This window comes from Paenibacillus sp. M2 (assembly GCF_046713495.1).
GTDB lineage: Bacteria > Bacillota > Bacilli > Paenibacillales > Paenibacillaceae > Paenibacillus > Paenibacillus amylolyticus_B.
Genome location: NZ_CP169648.1, coordinates 750,560 through 768,803, shown reverse-complemented (window position 1 = coordinate 768,803; position 18,244 = coordinate 750,560). Strand labels below are relative to the sequence as shown.

The following is an 18,244-nucleotide window of genomic DNA, read 5'->3' as shown; positions in this document are numbered from 1 at the left end:
TTTCACAAACTTGTTAATGTCATTTTCGCAAATGTACGACCATAGTTGAATACACAAAACCGTCTTGTTGGTTCAAAAAACAGAGGAGGACAACAGTCCCCTCTCGGCGCTGTTCGTCCTCCCCAGACATGAATCACAAGATTGGTATCCCATTGTTATATGCCGATCCTGCGGAATTCAGTAGGTGTCATCCCGGTCCACTTTTTGAACACCTGACTGAAATATTGTGAATTCCCGCCGAATCCGAACAATTCAGCAAGCTCAAATACTTTCACATCCCCGCCTCTGCGAATATGGTCACATGCGCGTTCAATGCGCAGGCGATTCACGTAATTGGAGAAATTCTCTCCTGTGACTTTTTTGAAAATCTTGCCCAGGTAATCGGGATTCATATACAACATCTGATGGGCAACTCCATTGAGAGAGAGATCCGCCTCTCCATAATGACGATCCACGATATCCATCATCTTCTCCACGGCAGAAGACTGGCGACTGATATGGTTTTTGTAATAACCGGAAGTTAATCGGGCTGCACTGCTTGAAACAAAAGACTTCAAACCAGATAACGTATCGATATGCGGCAGTTCTGCCATACGCTGGGTGAATTCCGTTGCCTCCTCAGGCGGACAGACATGAACCATAGCTGAGTACAGCTGCACTACGTAAGAGCGGGTCACTTCAATTTCCAGCTGCTGACGAGATAATAGATCAAACAGACGCTCCACCTCTACCGCTGTTTCCTCGGTATTACCCGATTTGATCAACTGACACAGTTGCTCCGCATCCTGTTCTACATGTACGCCGTCGCATTCTCCCGCCAGTACCAGATCATTCTTCGTAATCAGCTTGCCTTCACCGATAAAGAAGCGATGGTTCAGATACTGCAACGCCTCACGAAACAACCGCCGCGACTGAATCATTCGATCTGCTTCACTCAGCGCAGCGGTTACTTCCAGTTTATATAGTCTGGTGAATGCAGCCCGAACCTCTTCAATACTTTCTTTCAGTCCAGCCGGATCAGCTGAATCCGCGAGCAGAATGAGGAGTTTGCCTTCAATGGTTGTGCTTAACAGGACATGTGGGAGCAGGTCACTGGCAATGTTTTTGATCGCAAATAAGTGACTGTAATCATGTTCATCTACAATTCGGAACAGCAGTAACCGAACTGCGTTCTCTTCAAGCTCCAGATCAAACAGCTCCTGATAATACTCCAGATCAACCGGCCCATAGGTGCGGTTGGTCATGAACTCCAGCAGAAATTGCTCCTTCACATGTGGAAGGACTCGCTGCAATCGCTGTTTCATCTCACCGGCAACATGCTCCTTCACCTGGGCATCCTGATGTTCCTGCAACAGTTCAGTTAACGCATCATGGATCTGATTCTCGTTGCAGGGCTTGAGCAAATAATGCTTCACACCATATTGCATCGCTCTGCGGGCATATTCGAACTCCTTGTAGCCGGATAACATAATGAATCGTACTCCCGGATATGCTTCAGATGCCTTCTCTATGAGTCCGAGACCATCCAGACCTGGCATGGAAATATCCGTAATAATAATATCCGGTCTCGACTGCCCAATTTTGTCCAATGCTTCGATCCCGTTCCTCGCCGTACCCACCAATTCCGTTCCTGCCGCGGCCCAATCGACCACTTGGGAAATCCCCTCCAGAATGACACGTTCATCATCTACGAGCATCACTTTGTACATCGTCATCGTCCTCTCTGATCCAAGGTATGCTGATCGATACTACAGTTCCTGATCCGGGCTTGCTGCTCATCGCCATTCCACCTTCATCGCCGAAGGTCAGTCTGATTCGTTCCTCGATGTTAGATAACCCAATGCCCTGTCCTCTTGTCTGAATACGTCCTTCGTGTAGTTGTTCCAGGAATTCCGGTGTCATCCCCGGACCGTCGTCCTCAACTTCAATAATCACCTTATCTCCCTCTGCTCTCGCCCGGATTCGAATCCGGCAAGGGTCAATACTTGGTTCGAGTGCATAATGTATGGCGTTCTCCACCAACGGCTGTAATGTTAACTTCGGTATCCGCGCCGTTCCTACCTCTGGGGCAATCTTCATATCGAAGTCCAGTCTTTCCTCAAAACGCGTGCGCTGAATCGTCACGTAACTGCGGACAATGTCCAGCTCTCTTTCCAGCGTGATCCACTTCTCGGACATATTCACAGAGCTACGCAGCAGAAATCCGAGAGCCTCAACCATTTCCGAGATCTGTCGTTGCTTCTGTACTTTAGCCAGCCAGTTAATCGATTCCAGCGTGTTGTATAAAAAATGTGGATTAATCTGCGCCTGAAGCGCTTTCAACTCCGTCTCACGAATCACCAGTTGCTTCGCATAATTCTCATCAATCAATTCACGTATCCGTTGAAGCATCATCTTGAATGTGCGATGCAGCAGTCCAACCTCATTCTGTGGAGATATTGGAACATTGCCAAGGGCTGCCTCCTCCAGCTTATCCAGATCACCTTTCTCGATATTACGCATCTTTTTGATCAACTGCGCAATCGGATGGGTAATACTGCGAGAGAATCTCGCTCCAATGATAAGCGCCGCCAGAAAGATCATGATGAAGATCACTGTGACCAACTGTTTGACAAACTGGATCTTTTTAAACATCTGGTCAAACGGGGTTGTGTACAAATAGGTCCAATCCGTATAGGAAGAATGAGCACGAGCTACAAAGTGTCTCCCCTGCTCCAACATGGCAATTCCATAGGGCTGGGTGCGCTTCAATTCAGACTCAATCTCAGCTTCACTGACCGACGATTCTGTTGGATAGATCACTTCTTTTCCATCCGTAATGAGTAATTGGGAGTCCTCAGCCGGTTCTTGCATCTGGTCCTGTACAATTCGGTCCAGCCGTACGCGGATGATCAGTGTGCCGAGGTCCTCCAATGTAAATGCTCCGCCAATAAAGGATTTCACCTGTCGGACCGACAAGAGTCGGGACTGTTTATCCCCACTGGTATGCCATGCATTGGAGCCCGAGTATTGCTGTCCCAGTGCAACCAGTTCCTTTTGCTTCGACTCCGAAATTCCCTCCCGATTGCCTGCGGCCATAACGTTATTATCATTATCGATAAATAGCATGGAATAGACGTATTTTTCAGAACCGGCATAAGCGACTAACCTGTTGGTAATTTTTTTACGTAATCCATTTTTCTCGTAACCCGTCTCGGCCTTTTCAAGTTGAAGCAAATATTGTTGAAGCGGCTCGTCTGACATCACCTTGAAGGAGAGATTGGAAACTTCACGTAGTTGATTCTCAATACCTACTGAAGACATATTGAGGACCTGCGAGGATTTCTCATAGATCTGGCGGTCATAGATACTGAACACATATCGGAGTACGGACGCATAAAACGTAAAGCTGATCAACATCAAAAGTCCGATGAGAAGAATCGTTTTGTGATGAATCGGTAGTGTTGTGAAAGCGTTCTTAATTTTGTTCATCCTAAGCGCTCCTTTGGCTTGCGAGGGGTGCCTGTCATACTATGCATTAGTGGTTTTATTGTAAGTTATTTTCATATTTACACATCCATTGGTCATCTGACAAGATATATTTATGCAACATTTTAGGTCATTAGAGAAGGTATACATCTGTGTCAGCAACTCAAAAAGAACACAAAACAGCCAGAATACCTTGAACAGATCAAGGTATTCTGGCTGTTGAATAACATCATGTTAAAGCATGAACTACAATTTACGGATTCACAAAAACAGTTTTCAGCTTCGCTACATATTGCACATCAAAGCCAAGACCTTCAGCCACCATGGCAAGTGGTACATATGTTTTGGACTCTTTGCCTACCTTATTCAGGAATGCAGGTGTATCCACAGTAACCGATGCTCCATTTACCTTCACAGCATTGGCACCAATCTTCACAGCAACTTTCCGGTCTCCATATGTAATGGTTGCGGTTGAAGTTTTGTTATCCCACACTGTAGTAGCACCAACCGCATTCACGATGTCTTGAATCGCCACAAAGTTTTTGCCGTTACGGATAATCGGTTTGTACGGTGTATTTAATGTTTTGCCACTCACAATAATGTTCATCGGCTCACCTGTCGCAGGTGTAGTCAGCTTGGTGTAGTCGCCCCAGATCGTTTTGGCAAATACTTCGGCAATGGCCGCATATCCAAATTGGTTCGGGTGGAAATCACGATCTTTGATCATATGTGTCATCGTGCCTTCACCACCAACAAACTCCTTGGCCACGTGTGCGACTTTGACATCGGTACCCTGAGCAGTGAATTGTGCTGCAATGCCATCAATGGTCTGTGTGAAACCTTGGGATGCCTCCATCAGTTTGGCATAAAGTGCCTTGCCTGCTACTTCTGGCATCGGTTGATACTGGTCGGCGATGACAATTGTAGCTGTCGGATTAATTTCATGGATATCATTAATCGTTGCACTTACATTGGCTGTATATGTTGCGAGTAATTCTTTTACCTCGGCTTGCAGATCCTGATCACTCAGTTTGTCTGCTGTACCGAGAAGCTCAGATACATCATTTCCCCCAATGGTAATTGCAACCAGATTGGCCTGTGCTACACTCTCACGGATTGCAGCAGTATTGGCTCCGATCTGTCCCGCTCTTGGATCAGGAAGACTTGGTTGAATGGCTTCAGAAGTCAGCGTTTTGCCATCCTTAATTGCAGTAGTGAAGTTTTTCAGACCACTGGTTTTCAATCCGGCAATCCCGTAGTTGTCCACCTGTGTACGTCCATGCAGCAAACCTTGCTCATGCAAACGTTCTACATAACCATAAGGCAATTCTTTTGTGTTGGGCTCATAACCTACCGTTATGGAATCTCCCAATGTGACGATGCGGAACTCCTTAGTTACGGCTACTGCATCTTTCTTCGCTGTCAGCGAAGTCTTGTTTGTACCCGCTGGCAATACACCGGTTTTGGTGTCAGCCGCGTGTGCAGGCAATGCAGATGATGTAAAGAGCAGCATTCCTGCCAACATGCTTACCGTTAAACCGGCAGCTGTATTTTCCCATATACGTTTACGCTTCATTCAGGTAACACTCCTTCTCGCAAATCTATAATTACACTAAATATACGTGTTCAAAAAGGTCGGTTTTCAGTACCGAGAAGATGGGATGAAGCTAGAAATGGAGTAGCGGAGCGTAGGAAAACTACGTGAGCAACGGACATTTCGGCTGAGTTCCATATTCGATGCTGATGATGCCGTTAGGCATCCTTCGTAATCAAAAGCGGACTTTTTGAACAACCTCACTAATATATAGTACATCGGTCATTCCAATGACATAGGTTGGTGTTACTCTATTCTATCATTTTAGAGTAGGCGTTGTCCTCTCTACTGAGAGCACACATGAAATAACAGACTCCCTAAAGGGGAGCCTGTTACTGGTTAAGCTCAGCTATGACGTTCAGTGATTAGTTAAGATTGCGGCTTATTCGAGTCTTCAGCAATCGAATGACCCTTGTCACTCTCCGGTTTGTTCCCGGTAGCTCGCTCCAGATACCGATCATAACGATCATCCACTTCGCGTGCCATCTTCCGGTACTTTAACGTTTCCTCGACAATTGGATCACGTTCTGTCTGGATTCGCACTTCATATTTGGGAGGAATCAGCTGGCGTTCACGCTGATTGGTGTCGCCGGACTCTTCCATGTCCCCTTCCGTCAGCATATCACTGAGCCGTCGTTCCAGTTCTTTGGATTCATCCATTGTTTTCGCTCCTTATAATGAATTTCACTCCAACCCAGTAGCCTTCGCTTCCTTCAGCACATCCGTCAGTGCATCATGGATTTTGCCATTGCTAGCAACAACATGGTTTACAGACAGTTGGTAAGGCGTTCCGATGGTATCGGTCACCTTTCCACCAGATTCTTCAACCAGCAGCGCACCTGCGGCAATATCCCACGGTTTCAACCCAACTTCGGTGTAGGCGCTGAGACGTCCTGCGGCAACATATGCCAGATGGAGGGCTGCAGATCCGCCTGCACGCAAGTTACGAACTTGCGGAGCAAGCGCCTGCACAGCGGCCATATTCAGTGGCAACGCAAAGGTTGTGTCTGCCGGGAATCCAACCGCAATCAGGCTTTGAGCCAGTTCCTGTTCACCAGATACAAGCATCCGGTTTCCGTGAACATATGCTCCTTTCCCTTTTTCCGCAACAAACATTTCATCACGGGAAGGGTCGTAGATCACGCCGACAATGACTTCACCATTGTGAGCCAATGCGATGGACACCGAATAAAACGGGAATCCGTGTACATAGTTCGTCGTTCCATCCACCGGATCAACAATCCACAGGAACTCTTCTTCCTCGGCCTCTTTCAGTGCTTTTGCCGAAGCTTCCGGTCCCGGTTCGACGCCCTCTTCACCCAGAATGGCATGGTGGGGAAAATGCGTAAGAATCAGGCGGCGGATCATCTGCTCCGCTCCTTTATCCACTTCGGTCACCAAATCTTGGGGTGAATATTTGGTGCCAAGTTCAGCTACCGTCCCAAGACGGCTTTTGATCCATTCGCCAGCTTTGGAAGCTGCATTAATGGCAACGGCAGTATAGCTTTTGCTTGTCACGACATAAGGTGTCTTTTCCTTCTCATTCAAAGCGTTCACTCTACTTTCTATATCAATCTACGAAAAGTTGAAATACTTGTTAAAAGTATACGCCCCACAGGTCATAAAGTTTCTCGTTGCCCAGGCCCCTTTTGGCACTACGGATGAATGATGACGGTAGACTCGTCCACCCACTCCACACCCTCTTCGTGATAGAATGCCAGCTTCTGCATCAGTTGCACAAGAGCCTCATCCTTGCGTTTGGCCTCAATCATCACGTCAAGTCTTGGGGTGTCTGCTGCGATATGACGCAAGAAATCGAGCACAGGCTCTACCTCCACACCATCGGCATGACCTCGCAGATCCTTCTCACTCTTTGGACTGGAGACATGGATTTTGGGTGGCAATGGTTGATCAGCCGGTGAATCTGCCTGGGCAAGCGGCGACTGCCAGGTCTTTAGAATATCAGGCCACAGATCCCATGCCTGTTCTCCTTCGTTGTTCACCCAATGGTGATGGATATCCAGTACCATGGGCAATCCCAAGCGCTGGCACACGGCAAGTGTCTCAGGCGCATTGAACGTTTTGTCATCATTTTCGAGTGTGAGCCGCTCCTGAATGTCCCGATCCAGCTTCAAAAAGTTTTCTTCAAAACGAAGCGCCGCCGAAGGCTTGTCCCCGTATGCACCACCAATATGTATATTGTTCTTGGCAGTGGCATTCAGACCCATGGCATCCAGCATCCGAACATGATGACGAAGGTCGCGAATCGAGTTGCGCAGAACTTGCTCGCGGGGGGTACTAAGTACGGTAAAATGATCCGGGTGAAAGGACACACGCATATGATTTTCCTTCACAAAATCACCAATGGCTGCAAAGTCCTGCTTCAGTGCCGGGAACGGGTCCCAGTCATTCAGGTCTTCGTGTGTTGCCAGTGGAATCAATTTGGAAGAGAAGCGATATACATGAATATGGCTACCCTTGTTGTGCCTGAGCAAACGTAATGTATTGTGCAGGTTCTCGGCTGCAATCCGTTCGAGCTTGCGGATTGCTGCTTCCCTGTCATCGATTTTGTTAAAACTCGACATGGTCATGGTCCGGGAAGGCGAGGCGTTCTCTATAAGCACGGACATTGCCACGTAACCAAAGCGTACGAGCATGAATCTCTTCCTCTCTATTAGGGCGGAGAACCCGCACGGCATATTCAGCCGTCAGGATGTACCGTCACTGTATATAACCAAGTTTTACCCTAAAAGAGTGACCATAATCGTATTCTGGCAAATCCGTCCTTCCGACCCGCACTTACAAGTCAACAACTACTCCTGTGCTTGCTCTCCAAAGAACATCTCATCCGCAAGGGCAGTCTGGATGCGTGATTCTTCCTCAGTCAATTTGCGGATGAGTTGCATCTCCACCTCGGTTACCTCTTGCCCCTGGAAGTTGATCTCCGCAATGGAAACCACGATCTTGACGATGGCTACAGCCACGTTATCCGGTGTGTATGCAATCACTTTCTGGCCGGTAGGAAATACCCGGAAGCCCTGTTTGACCATTTTGCCGCGTCCGTATTCAAGCAGTTCGAACAGCTCCTGCTCATTCTTGAACTTGCATACGGAATTGAATTCAGTCTGAAATCCCATGCATATCCCTCCTGATCTTGTGGTCGCAGGCTACGCCTGTACGCCGTTCTCGTAATTCAGTGCCTGTTTGCGGTTGTAACGCTCCAGTGCCAGTTCAATCATGCGATCCAGCAGTTCGGCATACGATACACCTGTCTCACGCCAAAGAAGTGGATACATGCTGTATGGTGTGAAACCAGGCATGGTGTTGACTTCATTAATGAGCAAAGCGCCGTCATTTTTCCGAATGAAGAAGTCGGCACGTGAAATACCGTTACCTTCAATCGCACGGAACGCCTGCAAAGCTGCCTCGCGAATGCGATCTGCGGCCTCTGGGTCCAGTGGAGCTGGAATCAGCATCTGTGATTGACCATCAATATACTTGGCTGCATAGTCATAATACTCACCGGAGGATACGATCTCACCTGGAACGGAAGCCATGGGCTCGTCATTGCCGAGGACGCTGACTTCAACCTCGCGTGCTTCAACGAACTCCTCAATGACAACCTTCGTGTCATACCGAAGTGCGAACTCGACAGCTGTCTTCAACTCATCGCGGTTACGTGCTTTGGAGATGCCTACACTGGAGCCCAGATTTGCCGGTTTGATAAAACAAGGATACCCCAGCTGATCTTCGACTTGTACGATCATTTCGTGCTCTGTCTGCTTCCATTGTGTCGCGTTAAAATACGTAAAGGCACATTGGTCAATGCCAGCCTGTGCAAACAACTTTTTCATGACCACTTTGTCCATGCCGCCAGCAGAAGCGAGTACACCTGCACCTACATATGGCATATCCGCCATCTCAAACATGCCCTGAATGGTACCATCCTCTCCAAACGTACCATGCAGCAGAGGGAACATCACGTCCAGCGCTTCTGCTCCGCCATACAAACGGCCAAACAGGGCGTTCAGTGCATCCTGCGTTCCACCCGCCGATTGCTCCAGCTTCAAGTCTTCAATCTGCGCGAACGGCGCATGCATGACAGGTCCTTTTTTCCACGTACCCTGCTTGGAGATATAAAAAGGAACCAGTTCATACTTTTCATAATCAAATGCGTTTGTTACAGCAAACGCCGTTTGCAGCGACACCTCATGCTCGCCCGATTTTCCGCCGTACACGACGCCTACTTTTAATTTATCCATACTCATGTGTACCCTCCGATTATCTGTGCCTGATGCTGTCATGTTTGCATGCTCAGCACCCTTGTTATTCTGCTTGCATTATCTGGTCTTATTTTACACGGAACTGGATGTCTGCGTCACCGCATCCCGAAAATCTTTCGTCATCAAAACTCATCTGCAATATGGAAAAGCCGGTATACCGTCCGCTCTGTCCAAGCGTAAGAATCCCGGTAATCCCAAAAGCGGTGACGGCTGCTAACCGTATGTGCGTTAACAAGCGGCATACCGCCTGCATCAAACGCGGTCACAACGGTGCTGTGCTGAAATCGTCCATCTCCATCCCAATCGTAGAGAATAACATCGCCGAGCATCAGCTGCTCAGGACGCTCCACTTCTGTCGCGGTCAGACCCCAGCTGCTGCCTGACAAATAACGCTCCAGACTGTTGGAAACTGCCCAACTGTAACTCCACATTTCGGAGCCGTTCACATACCCTTTATACCACCAGCCGGCTTCTCTTCTACCAGTATAGTGGATGGGTGCGCCCCCTGCAAAGAGACATTGGGACACGTAATTGGTACAATCCACATCAAATTCCTCAAATGCCGGATTCCCCGCATTCCACCACCGATCTGCATAGGCAACCGCCAGATCTCTGCGATATGACTGTTGCCGTGAGCTTCTTCCTTGACCCAACACTTCCCGATTCAGCAACGGCCGATTCATCGCCTGTACAAAATCAGCTTGTTGAAACGGACGTCCTTCCCCAGCAGGGCGACGCTCCGGCACTTCTCGCTCGACCCGTCCAATGATCCATCCACCACTCTGCCGCAGAAAGGTTAACCGCTCCCGCTCAATCCGGTCCTCCCGGTGGGTGATCCCGCTCTTCTCGTAGAACAGTCTGCTGTACAATTGTACATCCACCACCGCTTCTTCCTGGCCATCCATAAGCGTGCGCACAAGCTTGGCGCTGGTCTCGCTGCGAAGAGGCACGGCGCGCCGCTTACGATACCATTCGTCCAGCCTTGCCATACGCTCTCCCCGTTCCACCACGAAGTCAGGATCGGTAACGATCCGTTCGCTGGTCTGTGGACGGTAGTCGATCTCACAGCGATTGTACTGGTTCACGTAAGTATATAAGGCACTCTTCCATTCCCGTTCCAAGCCTATGTCCCCCTTTGGCATGAGTTCTGTCTGAAATATTTCATTGCGTATATAAACTCCTACTATTCATATGAAAGGGTCTTCGGTTGTATGTACACGGCTCAGGAGGGAGATTCTAAATTCGGCAAATACAGGTACACAAGATATCTTATTCCTACTCGCTTCACGAAAACGCCTTCATCGGTCCAAAAGCTTGCTTGATCAGGCAAAAAGACCTTTACGTACGGAGGTGAAAACGGTATACTTAAAACTAAAGTTATGATTATGAAATTACGTTTCATCTGATGAAACTAACGAACAAGAACACGGAACGATGAAGGCCTGTTCTTCACCTAAATGAACGTTTTCTTCATCTCACCGACACATCCCAAGGAGGTACATGTATGTCAGCAAAGAATCATTTCTCCGCCGCTCGCAGTCTTGAGGTTGGAGGCAAGTCTTACCGCTACTACAGTCTCGATGCTCTTCAGGAAAACGGCCACGGCGATCTTTCCAGGCTTCCTTTCTCCATTAAAGTGTTGCTTGAAGCAGCAATTCGTCAATTCGACGGACGTGCTATCACCGAAGAACACGTAAAACAACTGACCGGCTGGGCAGATGGCCGTGACAATAACAAGGAAATTCCATTCATCCCTGCACGTATCGTTCTTCAGGATTTCACCGGTGTACCGGTTGTCGTTGACCTCGCTGCAATGCGTGATACTGTGAAAAAAGCAGGCGGCGATCCAAAACAGATCAACCCGCTCGTACCCGTCGATCTTGTTATCGACCACTCCGTTATGGTTGATGCTTTTGGTACCAACGATGCACTTGATTACAATATCAAAGTTGAGTTTGAGCGTAATGAAGAGCGTTACCGCTTCTTGCGTTGGGCGCAAACGGCATTCAACAACTTCCGTGCCGTTCCACCATCCACAGGGATCGTTCACCAGGTTAACCTGGAGTATCTGGCTTCCGTGGCAGCAACCAAAACCGTGGACGGCGAAACCGTTGTATTCCCGGATTCCCTCGTAGGTACAGACTCCCACACCACCATGATCAACGGACTTGGCGTTGTTGGTTGGGGTGTTGGTGGTATTGAGGCCGAAGCAGGTATGCTGGGCCAACCGCTTTATTTTGTAACACCGGACGTTATCGGTTTCAAACTGACAGGCAGCCTGAGCGAAGGCGCAACAGCAACGGATCTTGCACTCACCGTTACCCAATTGCTTCGTAAAAAGGGTGTTGTTGGTAAATTCGTAGAATTCTACGGACCAGGTCTTGCCAACATCGGTCTGGCTGACCGTGCAACAGTAGCCAACATGGCACCAGAATATGGCGCAACAATCGGTTTCTTCCCTGTTGATAGTGAAACGTTGAACTATCTGCGTAACACTGGCCGTCCTGACGAGCAGGTAGAATTGGTTGAAGCTTATTACAAAGCTCAAGGCATGTTCCGTACTTCAAGCACCGTTGATCCTGAATTCACAGATGTGATTGAACTGGATCTCGGCTCTGTTGTACCAAGTCTTGCCGGACCAAAACGTCCACAGGATCGCATCGAGCTGACACAAATGAAAGAAAGCTTCAACAGCATCATTCGCACACCTGTAGATAAAGGCGGCTACGGTCTGAGCGATGAGAAAATCGAACAATCCGTACCTGTGAAGCATCCGGACGGTTCCAACAGTGAACTGAAGGCAGGCGCTGTTGTGATCGCGGCGATCACAAGTTGTACGAACACTTCGAATCCAAGTGTTATGGTTGGAGCGGGACTACTGGCGAAAAAAGCAGTTGAACGCGGCCTGACCAAACCAGGATATGTGAAAAGCAGTCTGACACCAGGTTCCCTTGTGGTTACCGAGTACCTGGAAAAAGCAGGTCTGATCACGTATCTCGACAAACTCGGATTCAACGTTGCTGGCTACGGTTGTGCAACATGCATCGGTAACTCCGGCCCACTGCCGGACGAAGTGAGCGAAGCTATTGCTGAGAACGATATGACCGTAGCGGCTGTATTGTCCGGTAACCGTAACTTTGAAGGCCGTGTGCATGCACAGGTTAAAGCCAACTACCTGGCATCACCACCACTCGTTGTGGCGTATGCACTTGCGGGTACCGTGAATATTGACTTTGAAACCGATCCAATCGGTTATGATACGAACAATGAGCCTGTGTTCCTGAAAGACCTCTGGCCTACTTCCGAGGAAATCAAGGATACCATCGCAAGTTCCCTGAACGCTCAGATGTTCCGCAACAAGTACGAGAATGTATTTACAGCCAATGAGCGTTGGAATTCAATTTCTGTACCGGAAGGTGAATTGTACGAGTGGGATCCGAACTCCACGTACATTCAGAATCCTCCGTTCTTCCAAGAGCTTGGCGACAAGTTGAACGATATCGCAGATATCCGTTCTGCACGTGTTATGGCATTGCTTGCAGATTCCGTAACAACGGATCACATCTCGCCAGCAGGTAATATTGCACCATCCAGCCCAGCTGGACTGTACCTGAAAGAACATGGCGTAGAGCGCAAAGACTTCAACTCCTACGGTTCACGCCGTGGTAACCATGAAGTCATGATGCGTGGTACGTTTGCCAACATTCGTATTCGTAACCAGGTGGCTCCGGGTACTGAGGGCGGCATTACGAAGTACCTGCCAACAGACGAAGAAATGTCCATCTACGATGCTTCCATGAAGTATCAGGATGAAGGACAGAACCTGATCGTTATCGCTGGTAAAGAGTATGGTACAGGAAGCTCCCGTGACTGGGCGGCAAAAGGAACATTCCTGCTCGGCGTCAAAGCCGTTATCGCAGAAAGCTTCGAGCGGATTCACCGTAGTAACCTGGTCGGCATGGGCGTAATGCCATTGCAATTCCAGGAAGGTCACGGCTGGTCCAGCCTTGGTCTGAACGGACGTGAAACGTACGACATTACTGGCCTCAGCAATGACGTGAAGCCAGGACAAGAGTTGAAAGTTACCGTAACTCGTGAAGACGGTACACAGTTCGAATTCCCTGTCATCGCTCGTTTGGACAGCATGGTTGACGTGGATTACTACCATAACGGCGGTATCCTGCAAACCGTATTGCGTCAAATGATGAAAAAAGCTTAATGATATAAATCATTAATGCGATGAAGTTATACAAAAAAGCTCCCCATTACGTGCAATCAGCACGTGACGGGGAGCTTTTTTGGCTTTGCTTTTTATAATCGGGGTATGGTTAAAAATCAATCTTCAAGCCAACTTCCGAATCATCAGGTGGCTCAGCTATACGATATATACCTCTGCAGTTTAATTTCTCTACGTTAATCCAGTCTACAAAATCATCCGCCCCGTAACTACGAATAAAGTGAGCATATTCCGTATTTCCCTCATGATCAATAGACTCGATATACAGGGTGAATGGGTGCTTATACTCTAGGCTCTGCAAAAAATCGATAAATTCTCCTCTCCACTCGCCAATTTTTCCTGCATATTGATTGGGAACGTAATAGTAGAACACATCAAAGTGATATACAACAATTTTCATTAACATTTACAAGCCTCCTAGAACTTACAGATCACAGGTTAAAGTTTTAAGATCTCCATACCTTCTCTTAGTTGTTCCGACACAGCGGTATAGTACTCAATGCTATCCGCAAGTTCGCGTTCAGTCTTATGTATAAGATAATAGGAATATTTCTGCATCAACTCATGCTCGTTTAACTCAACAGGGAGATAAATAATCTCAACATCATTCGAATCGAAATAATGACGATATCCTCTCTCCGATTGTCCCACTTTCATGACTGTTTTTATCACCAGCAACTCATCACGTGTACAAGCTCTTATCAGATCAGTTCTTTTCTGTTCTACATCACGTACTACTTCTTTATCGTAGTGATTATTCGTAGCTTCAGCAATTTCGGTTTCAATTTGCATAATGGCTTTCATGGTTCCTGCTAGTTCTTTAGCTAATGAATACAATGTATATCCTCCTTTTTTGTAAGGAATAGGTACTAACGCATCATCTCTACTCTACCTCATTTGCGATGTTACTCGCAAAGTTCACTGATCCTATCCTAAATTCGATACCTTATGAAACAACAAAAAAACTCCCCGTAACGTGCAATCTGCACAGTGATGGAGAGCCTTTGTTTTCAGTATGTGTGTTCTCCGTTGCTTCAAGGCCAACTGCCTGCTAATGCCCAATGTGATGTGATGCTTGATCTAATAGTTGAATCGTGCCCATGATCAGAAACAAACACGACAGAACAATTAACGAGCCGCCGACCCATCTAGACATGATTACTCGCTCCGTAATCTGTTTTTCCGAAGCATCTGTTACCTTGTGTGGATACACGAGAAACATTAGCCCTGCGCTAATGAAGATTGCAGCTATTATAATCAAGTTGTTCCCCTCCTTACACGTGACTTTCCTTAGAATTTAACTTTTTCGTCGTCACGCGGGATTCTCCTCCCGACAACACCTTTTTCAGACCCATAGCCATAGTGAAAACAATATATCCAATCAAGCCGCCGAGTGTATTAAGCATCAGATCATCCACATCAAATATTCCCATCCCCGTCAACAACTGTGTCACTTCATAACCCAAACTGAGCAGCAGGGACAGCAGGAGTACCTTTACTCCAGAGAATAACTTGTTGCCCGTCAACACAGGGATGAAGATTCCCAGTGGAATAAAGGCCCATATATTGCCTACCAGATGGATTGCGGTGCCCGGACGATGTAACGACAGACTGTTCCAGTCTCGTGAAATTTCCTGAAATGGCGTCAGGTTGACAGTTCGTGTATGGATCAGATCCGGTTGTTGCAAGAACGCCATCAGTCGAACCTTCACGATGCCAAAATCGACCGCGCTTCCTTTGAACAGGATCAGCTTCGTAAGTAGATATACATAGATAATGAAAACGGCAATCCAAAGGATGTAATGTTTGTTTTTCTTCTGGTTGTTGTGCTTCATGCTGCTGCTCCTCCTCCTTTGTGCTGCCCTGTTATTTCTTTACGGTGACAATTACGCCATCCATGTTATCACCCGAGATTTCAGTTTGGCCTTGCTCAGGTATGTAAACGGTCGTATCTCGGGTGGCTCCATAGTAGCGAATATGATACGCCTCACCCTCTACCTCCACATTAATGTTCTCTTTCTCTTTTAGCAAATCCAAATACTCTTCCAGCACCAGATTATTCTTATACATGACAGCACTGTGCGGCAGCCCTACATATCGAAAGTGCCATGGTTCATACTGTATTCCCGTGATGCGCACTTTATCCTTCGGATAACGCAAAACAAATCCGTATTTCCATGCATTCTTCTCCAGCCAGGCTCCCTCTGGTGCTTCATTCATAGCAGCCAATGTGGAACCGACATCCAGGGATAACCCGAGATTGTGCTCACTGTGACCGGCAGGCAGTGCATAGTCTTCACCCTTTTCCTGATACAGCTCGTCCTGCTTCGCAAAGTCCCTGTACCCGCTGCTGACAAGAAAATATCGGACTCCCTCTTCGCCTGCTGCTTCAACCATCTTCCGAAACTCCTGTGCCACCTGCCGGGATAACATGATTTTCCGATCCATTATTCCATATCCACGAAGCAGATCATCCTCATCCGCCACATATACAATATCCGATTTAACCCCTTCCTCATGAACGGGGTATTGCTTATTAACCAGTAACAAATTGCCCTTATGTACCTGATCCTGAATATTTCCCGTGACAGATACCGTATAACCTGCGGGATTTTCACGCGTATTCTGAATCTCGATAGGTAGCTCATCCTTTTGATGAATCCATCCTGGTGATTGTGTAACGATATATCCGATCAAAACGATACATATTAAAAAGCCCCACTTCTTCATGCTTGTTCCTCCTTTTACCTCATACATCAAGGATAGACAAAACAAGTTAAAGAAAAAGCAGGGCATTTTTAAAGTTTTTCTTAAATTTGACGTCGAACCTCATTGCAATAGGGGCAAACGAACTTCAAATAATGTCCGTACCACATCACTCTGGGCTGAAATTGTACCGTCATGCTGTTCCACGATATTACGTGCTATGAATAAGCCGAGGCCTGTCCCACCCTCCTGAGGGGTTCTGGCACGATCTCCGGTATAATACATATCGAAAATATGTGGCAATTCCTCTGGACGAATATGTCCGCCATAGTTAATCACCTGAATGATAACCTGTTCTGCATCACGATATCCGTTAATATCCACGTACATGCCGTCCTTGCCGTGCCGTGCAGCGTTAATCAGTAGATTCTCGAACACACGAGCCAGCAACTCGCCATCACCAGAGATGGTAAGGTCAGTGTCTATTTTCAAGCGGGTGACCAGTTGGTTCTTTTCAAATACAGGATAGAGCTCTTCGTTCATCTGTTTCAGCAATTCACTAAGATCCAGTGGAGCCTTATTGATCGGTAGCATGCCATAATTCATGCGGGTAATTTCGAACAAATCATCAATCAGCTTCTCCAGACGCTGTGATTTGGTGAATGCAATCGACGTAAAATGCCGAACCTGTTCCTCTGTCAGCTGATCATCCTTCATAAGGAGATCCAGATAGCCCAGCACGGAGGTTAACGGTGTACGCAGATCATGCGCAAGGTTTACGATGAGCTGGTCTTTGCTGTTCTCGGCAAAGTCACCTCGTTCCATCGCCTCCCGCAGCTTCTGGCTTGCCATATTCATACCCTCCGCAATCGAACCCAATTCATCCTTGGACGAAATCTGAACACGATGCTGAAAGTCTCCGTTCGCCAAGTGATTAATGCCTGTGGAAATCTCTTTGAAATACGTGACATAGGGTCTCGTAAACAAGTAGAAAAATAAAATCGCAAGCGGGATGAAGAGCAGCATAAAGACATATAAATCGCCAATACTTCTCATGATATTTCGATATTCCGCCAGCGGATCTTCCATCCGCACACCTGAATAATACAACTGCAAGAGCCTGTAAACGATAAATGTTACGGCGCCAGAAGACAGCATGCTTAGACCGAGCAGCATAATCATCGTTGTGCGAAAGCTTCTGCGTTTAGTCATTGAACGTGTACCCCACGCCCCAGATCGTTTTGATAAACTTGTTCTTGTCCACATCTTCTCCGAGCTTCTTGCGCAGCGTCCGAATATGTACCATAACGGTATTGCCACTTTCGAAATAAGCCTCTCCCCATACCTTTTCAAAAATGCTTTCTGCACTGAAGACCTGTTTTGGATTGCTCGCGAGCAACACTAAAATATCAAATTCCTTCGGTGTTAACTCCAGCGGTTTACCGTAAAGCGTCACGCTATGCTGTTCAGGTATAATGACAAGTCCGCCCTTTTCCAGAATCGAGCGCTGAACCGCCGCTGTGGACTGGCTGAATTGTAATGAGCGTCGCAATTGAGAATTCACGCGTGCTACAAGCTCCATCGGGTTAAATGGTTTGGTCATATAATCATCGGCACCCATTACCAGCCCCGTAATTTTATCCATATCCGAGGTTTTGGCACTCAGGAAAATGATCGGAAAATGATGCTGCTCCCGTATTTTGCGGGTCACCTCGTACCCGTCCATACCCGGCATCATAATGTCCAGTACAGCCAAATCAATGGCATGTGTCTGAATCGCCTGTAGTGCCGACTGTCCGTCAGATGCCTTGACGGTATGATAGCCTTCTTTTTGTAAATGTAAAGCCACCAGATCTGCGATCTCTACCTCATCGTCCGCAATCAGAATCGTAATTCGCTTCATTGCTTATTTCACTCCTATATGGGATGCTGGGCAATATAACACCTATGAATCTA

General features: G+C 47.4%; 17 protein-coding genes. 1 reads left to right on the top strand and 16 read right to left on the bottom strand.

Annotated elements, in window-relative coordinates; genetic code table 11:
- Nucleotides 1-155 precede the first annotated feature (155 nt).
- The 9 genes from ACETMN_RS03710 to ACETMN_RS03670 form a co-directional block, all read right to left on the bottom strand.
- Nucleotides 156-1,709 carry a response regulator gene (locus ACETMN_RS03710; protein WP_411735778.1) on the bottom strand — a complete coding sequence of 518 codons (1,554 nt, stop codon included), beginning with the start codon at nucleotides 1,707-1,709 and terminating at the stop codon, nucleotides 156-158.
- Nucleotides 1,684-3,471, bottom strand: a complete 1,788-nt coding sequence (locus ACETMN_RS03705) for a histidine kinase (protein ID WP_411735777.1) — start codon at nucleotides 3,469-3,471, stop codon at nucleotides 1,684-1,686. The genes ACETMN_RS03710 and ACETMN_RS03705 overlap by 26 nt, the downstream gene beginning before the upstream one ends.
- Before the next feature lie 250 nt (nucleotides 3,472-3,721).
- Entirely contained in the window at nucleotides 3,722-5,044 is a 1,323-nt protein-coding gene (locus ACETMN_RS03700; protein WP_411735776.1) for a stalk domain-containing protein, read from the bottom strand.
- Nucleotides 5,045-5,431: 387 nt separating this feature from the next.
- Nucleotides 5,432-5,722 (bottom strand): hypothetical protein, encoded by a 291-nt coding sequence (locus ACETMN_RS03695; RefSeq protein ID WP_047841418.1) that lies wholly within the window; start codon nucleotides 5,720-5,722, stop codon nucleotides 5,432-5,434.
- Between the two features lie 24 nt (nucleotides 5,723-5,746).
- Nucleotides 5,747-6,610, bottom strand: coding sequence for an inositol monophosphatase family protein (locus ACETMN_RS03690; RefSeq protein ID WP_405158462.1), 864 nt, complete (start codon nucleotides 6,608-6,610; stop codon nucleotides 5,747-5,749).
- Between the two features lie 107 nt (nucleotides 6,611-6,717).
- Nucleotides 6,718-7,719, bottom strand: coding sequence for a UV DNA damage repair endonuclease UvsE (gene uvsE / locus ACETMN_RS03685; protein ID WP_036614105.1), 1,002 nt, complete (start codon nucleotides 7,717-7,719; stop codon nucleotides 6,718-6,720).
- A gap of 156 nt (nucleotides 7,720-7,875) precedes the next feature.
- Nucleotides 7,876-8,199 carry a hypothetical protein gene (locus tag ACETMN_RS03680; RefSeq protein WP_036614107.1) on the bottom strand — a complete coding sequence of 108 codons (324 nt, stop codon included), beginning with the start codon at nucleotides 8,197-8,199 and terminating at the stop codon, nucleotides 7,876-7,878.
- Between the two features lie 30 nt (nucleotides 8,200-8,229).
- On the bottom strand, nucleotides 8,230-9,330 hold the full coding sequence (locus tag ACETMN_RS03675; protein ID WP_036614110.1) for a D-alanine--D-alanine ligase: 1,101 nt from the start codon (nucleotides 9,328-9,330) through the stop codon (nucleotides 8,230-8,232).
- A gap of 137 nt (nucleotides 9,331-9,467) precedes the next feature.
- Nucleotides 9,468-10,487, bottom strand: a complete 1,020-nt coding sequence (locus ACETMN_RS03670; protein WP_197997991.1) for an amidase domain-containing protein — start codon at nucleotides 10,485-10,487, stop codon at nucleotides 9,468-9,470.
- Between the two features lie 362 nt (nucleotides 10,488-10,849).
- On the opposite strand from ACETMN_RS03670, the gene acnA reads away from it, so the two are divergent.
- Nucleotides 10,850-13,564 carry an aconitate hydratase AcnA gene (gene acnA / locus ACETMN_RS03665; RefSeq protein WP_036614112.1) on the top strand — a complete coding sequence of 905 codons (2,715 nt, stop codon included), beginning with the start codon at nucleotides 10,850-10,852 and terminating at the stop codon, nucleotides 13,562-13,564.
- A gap of 109 nt (nucleotides 13,565-13,673) precedes the next feature.
- Here the strand turns inward: acnA and ACETMN_RS03660 are convergent, their stop codons facing one another.
- The 7 genes from ACETMN_RS03660 to ACETMN_RS03630 form a co-directional block, all read right to left on the bottom strand.
- Nucleotides 13,674-13,988 carry a hypothetical protein gene (locus tag ACETMN_RS03660; protein WP_091018725.1) on the bottom strand — a complete coding sequence of 105 codons (315 nt, stop codon included), beginning with the start codon at nucleotides 13,986-13,988 and terminating at the stop codon, nucleotides 13,674-13,676.
- 32 nt (nucleotides 13,989-14,020) lie between these two features.
- Nucleotides 14,021-14,419, bottom strand: a complete 399-nt coding sequence (locus ACETMN_RS03655; RefSeq protein ID WP_091018727.1) for a hypothetical protein — start codon at nucleotides 14,417-14,419, stop codon at nucleotides 14,021-14,023.
- A 214-nt stretch (nucleotides 14,420-14,633) separates the two neighbouring features.
- Nucleotides 14,634-14,843, bottom strand: coding sequence for a hypothetical protein (locus ACETMN_RS03650; RefSeq protein ID WP_105602369.1), 210 nt, complete (start codon nucleotides 14,841-14,843; stop codon nucleotides 14,634-14,636).
- A gap of 13 nt (nucleotides 14,844-14,856) precedes the next feature.
- Nucleotides 14,857-15,417: a VanZ family protein gene (locus ACETMN_RS03645; RefSeq protein ID WP_091018731.1), complete on the bottom strand. Its 561-nt coding sequence runs from the start codon at nucleotides 15,415-15,417 to the stop codon at nucleotides 14,857-14,859.
- Between the two features lie 31 nt (nucleotides 15,418-15,448).
- Nucleotides 15,449-16,312, bottom strand: a complete 864-nt coding sequence (locus ACETMN_RS03640; protein ID WP_091018733.1) for a D-alanyl-D-alanine carboxypeptidase family protein — start codon at nucleotides 16,310-16,312, stop codon at nucleotides 15,449-15,451.
- A 99-nt stretch (nucleotides 16,313-16,411) separates the two neighbouring features.
- The gene (locus ACETMN_RS03635; protein ID WP_105602372.1) at nucleotides 16,412-17,500 is read right to left on the bottom strand and encodes a sensor histidine kinase; all 1,089 of its coding nucleotides are present in this window, start codon (nucleotides 17,498-17,500) and stop codon (nucleotides 16,412-16,414) included.
- Nucleotides 17,493-18,191, bottom strand: a complete 699-nt coding sequence (locus tag ACETMN_RS03630; protein ID WP_091018737.1) for a response regulator transcription factor — start codon at nucleotides 18,189-18,191, stop codon at nucleotides 17,493-17,495. The genes ACETMN_RS03635 and ACETMN_RS03630 overlap by 8 nt, the downstream gene beginning before the upstream one ends.
- Between the last annotated feature and the right edge of the window lie 53 nt (nucleotides 18,192-18,244).

What these genes read in the sequence shown, in the direction of transcription:
- ACETMN_RS03710 (WP_411735778.1), bottom strand. Translation starts at nt 1,709, where the DNA reads ATGTACAAAGTGATGCTCGTAGATGATGAACGTGTCATTCTGGAGGGG.
- ACETMN_RS03705 (WP_411735777.1), bottom strand. Translation starts at nt 3,471, where the DNA reads ATGAACAAAATTAAGAACGCTTTCACAACACTACCGATTCATCACAAA.
- ACETMN_RS03700 (WP_411735776.1), bottom strand. Translation starts at nt 5,044, where the DNA reads ATGAAGCGTAAACGTATATGGGAAAATACAGCTGCCGGTTTAACGGTA.
- ACETMN_RS03695 (WP_047841418.1), bottom strand. Translation starts at nt 5,722, where the DNA reads ATGGATGAATCCAAAGAACTGGAACGACGGCTCAGTGATATGCTGACG.
- uvsE (WP_036614105.1), bottom strand. Translation starts at nt 7,719, where the DNA reads ATGCTCGTACGCTTTGGTTACGTGGCAATGTCCGTGCTTATAGAGAAC.
- ACETMN_RS03680 (WP_036614107.1), bottom strand. Translation starts at nt 8,199, where the DNA reads ATGGGATTTCAGACTGAATTCAATTCCGTATGCAAGTTCAAGAATGAG.
- ACETMN_RS03675 (WP_036614110.1), bottom strand. Translation starts at nt 9,330, where the DNA reads ATGAGTATGGATAAATTAAAAGTAGGCGTCGTGTACGGCGGAAAATCG.
- ACETMN_RS03670 (WP_197997991.1), bottom strand. Translation starts at nt 10,487, where the DNA reads ATGCCAAAGGGGGACATAGGCTTGGAACGGGAATGGAAGAGTGCCTTA.
- acnA (WP_036614112.1), top strand. Translation starts at nt 10,850, where the DNA reads ATGTCAGCAAAGAATCATTTCTCCGCCGCTCGCAGTCTTGAGGTTGGA.
- ACETMN_RS03660 (WP_091018725.1), bottom strand. Translation starts at nt 13,988, where the DNA reads ATGTTAATGAAAATTGTTGTATATCACTTTGATGTGTTCTACTATTAC.
- ACETMN_RS03645 (WP_091018731.1), bottom strand. Translation starts at nt 15,417, where the DNA reads ATGAAGCACAACAACCAGAAGAAAAACAAACATTACATCCTTTGGATT.
- ACETMN_RS03640 (WP_091018733.1), bottom strand. Translation starts at nt 16,312, where the DNA reads ATGAAGAAGTGGGGCTTTTTAATATGTATCGTTTTGATCGGATATATC.
- ACETMN_RS03635 (WP_105602372.1), bottom strand. Translation starts at nt 17,500, where the DNA reads ATGACTAAACGCAGAAGCTTTCGCACAACGATGATTATGCTGCTCGGT.
- ACETMN_RS03630 (WP_091018737.1), bottom strand. Translation starts at nt 18,191, where the DNA reads ATGAAGCGAATTACGATTCTGATTGCGGACGATGAGGTAGAGATCGCA.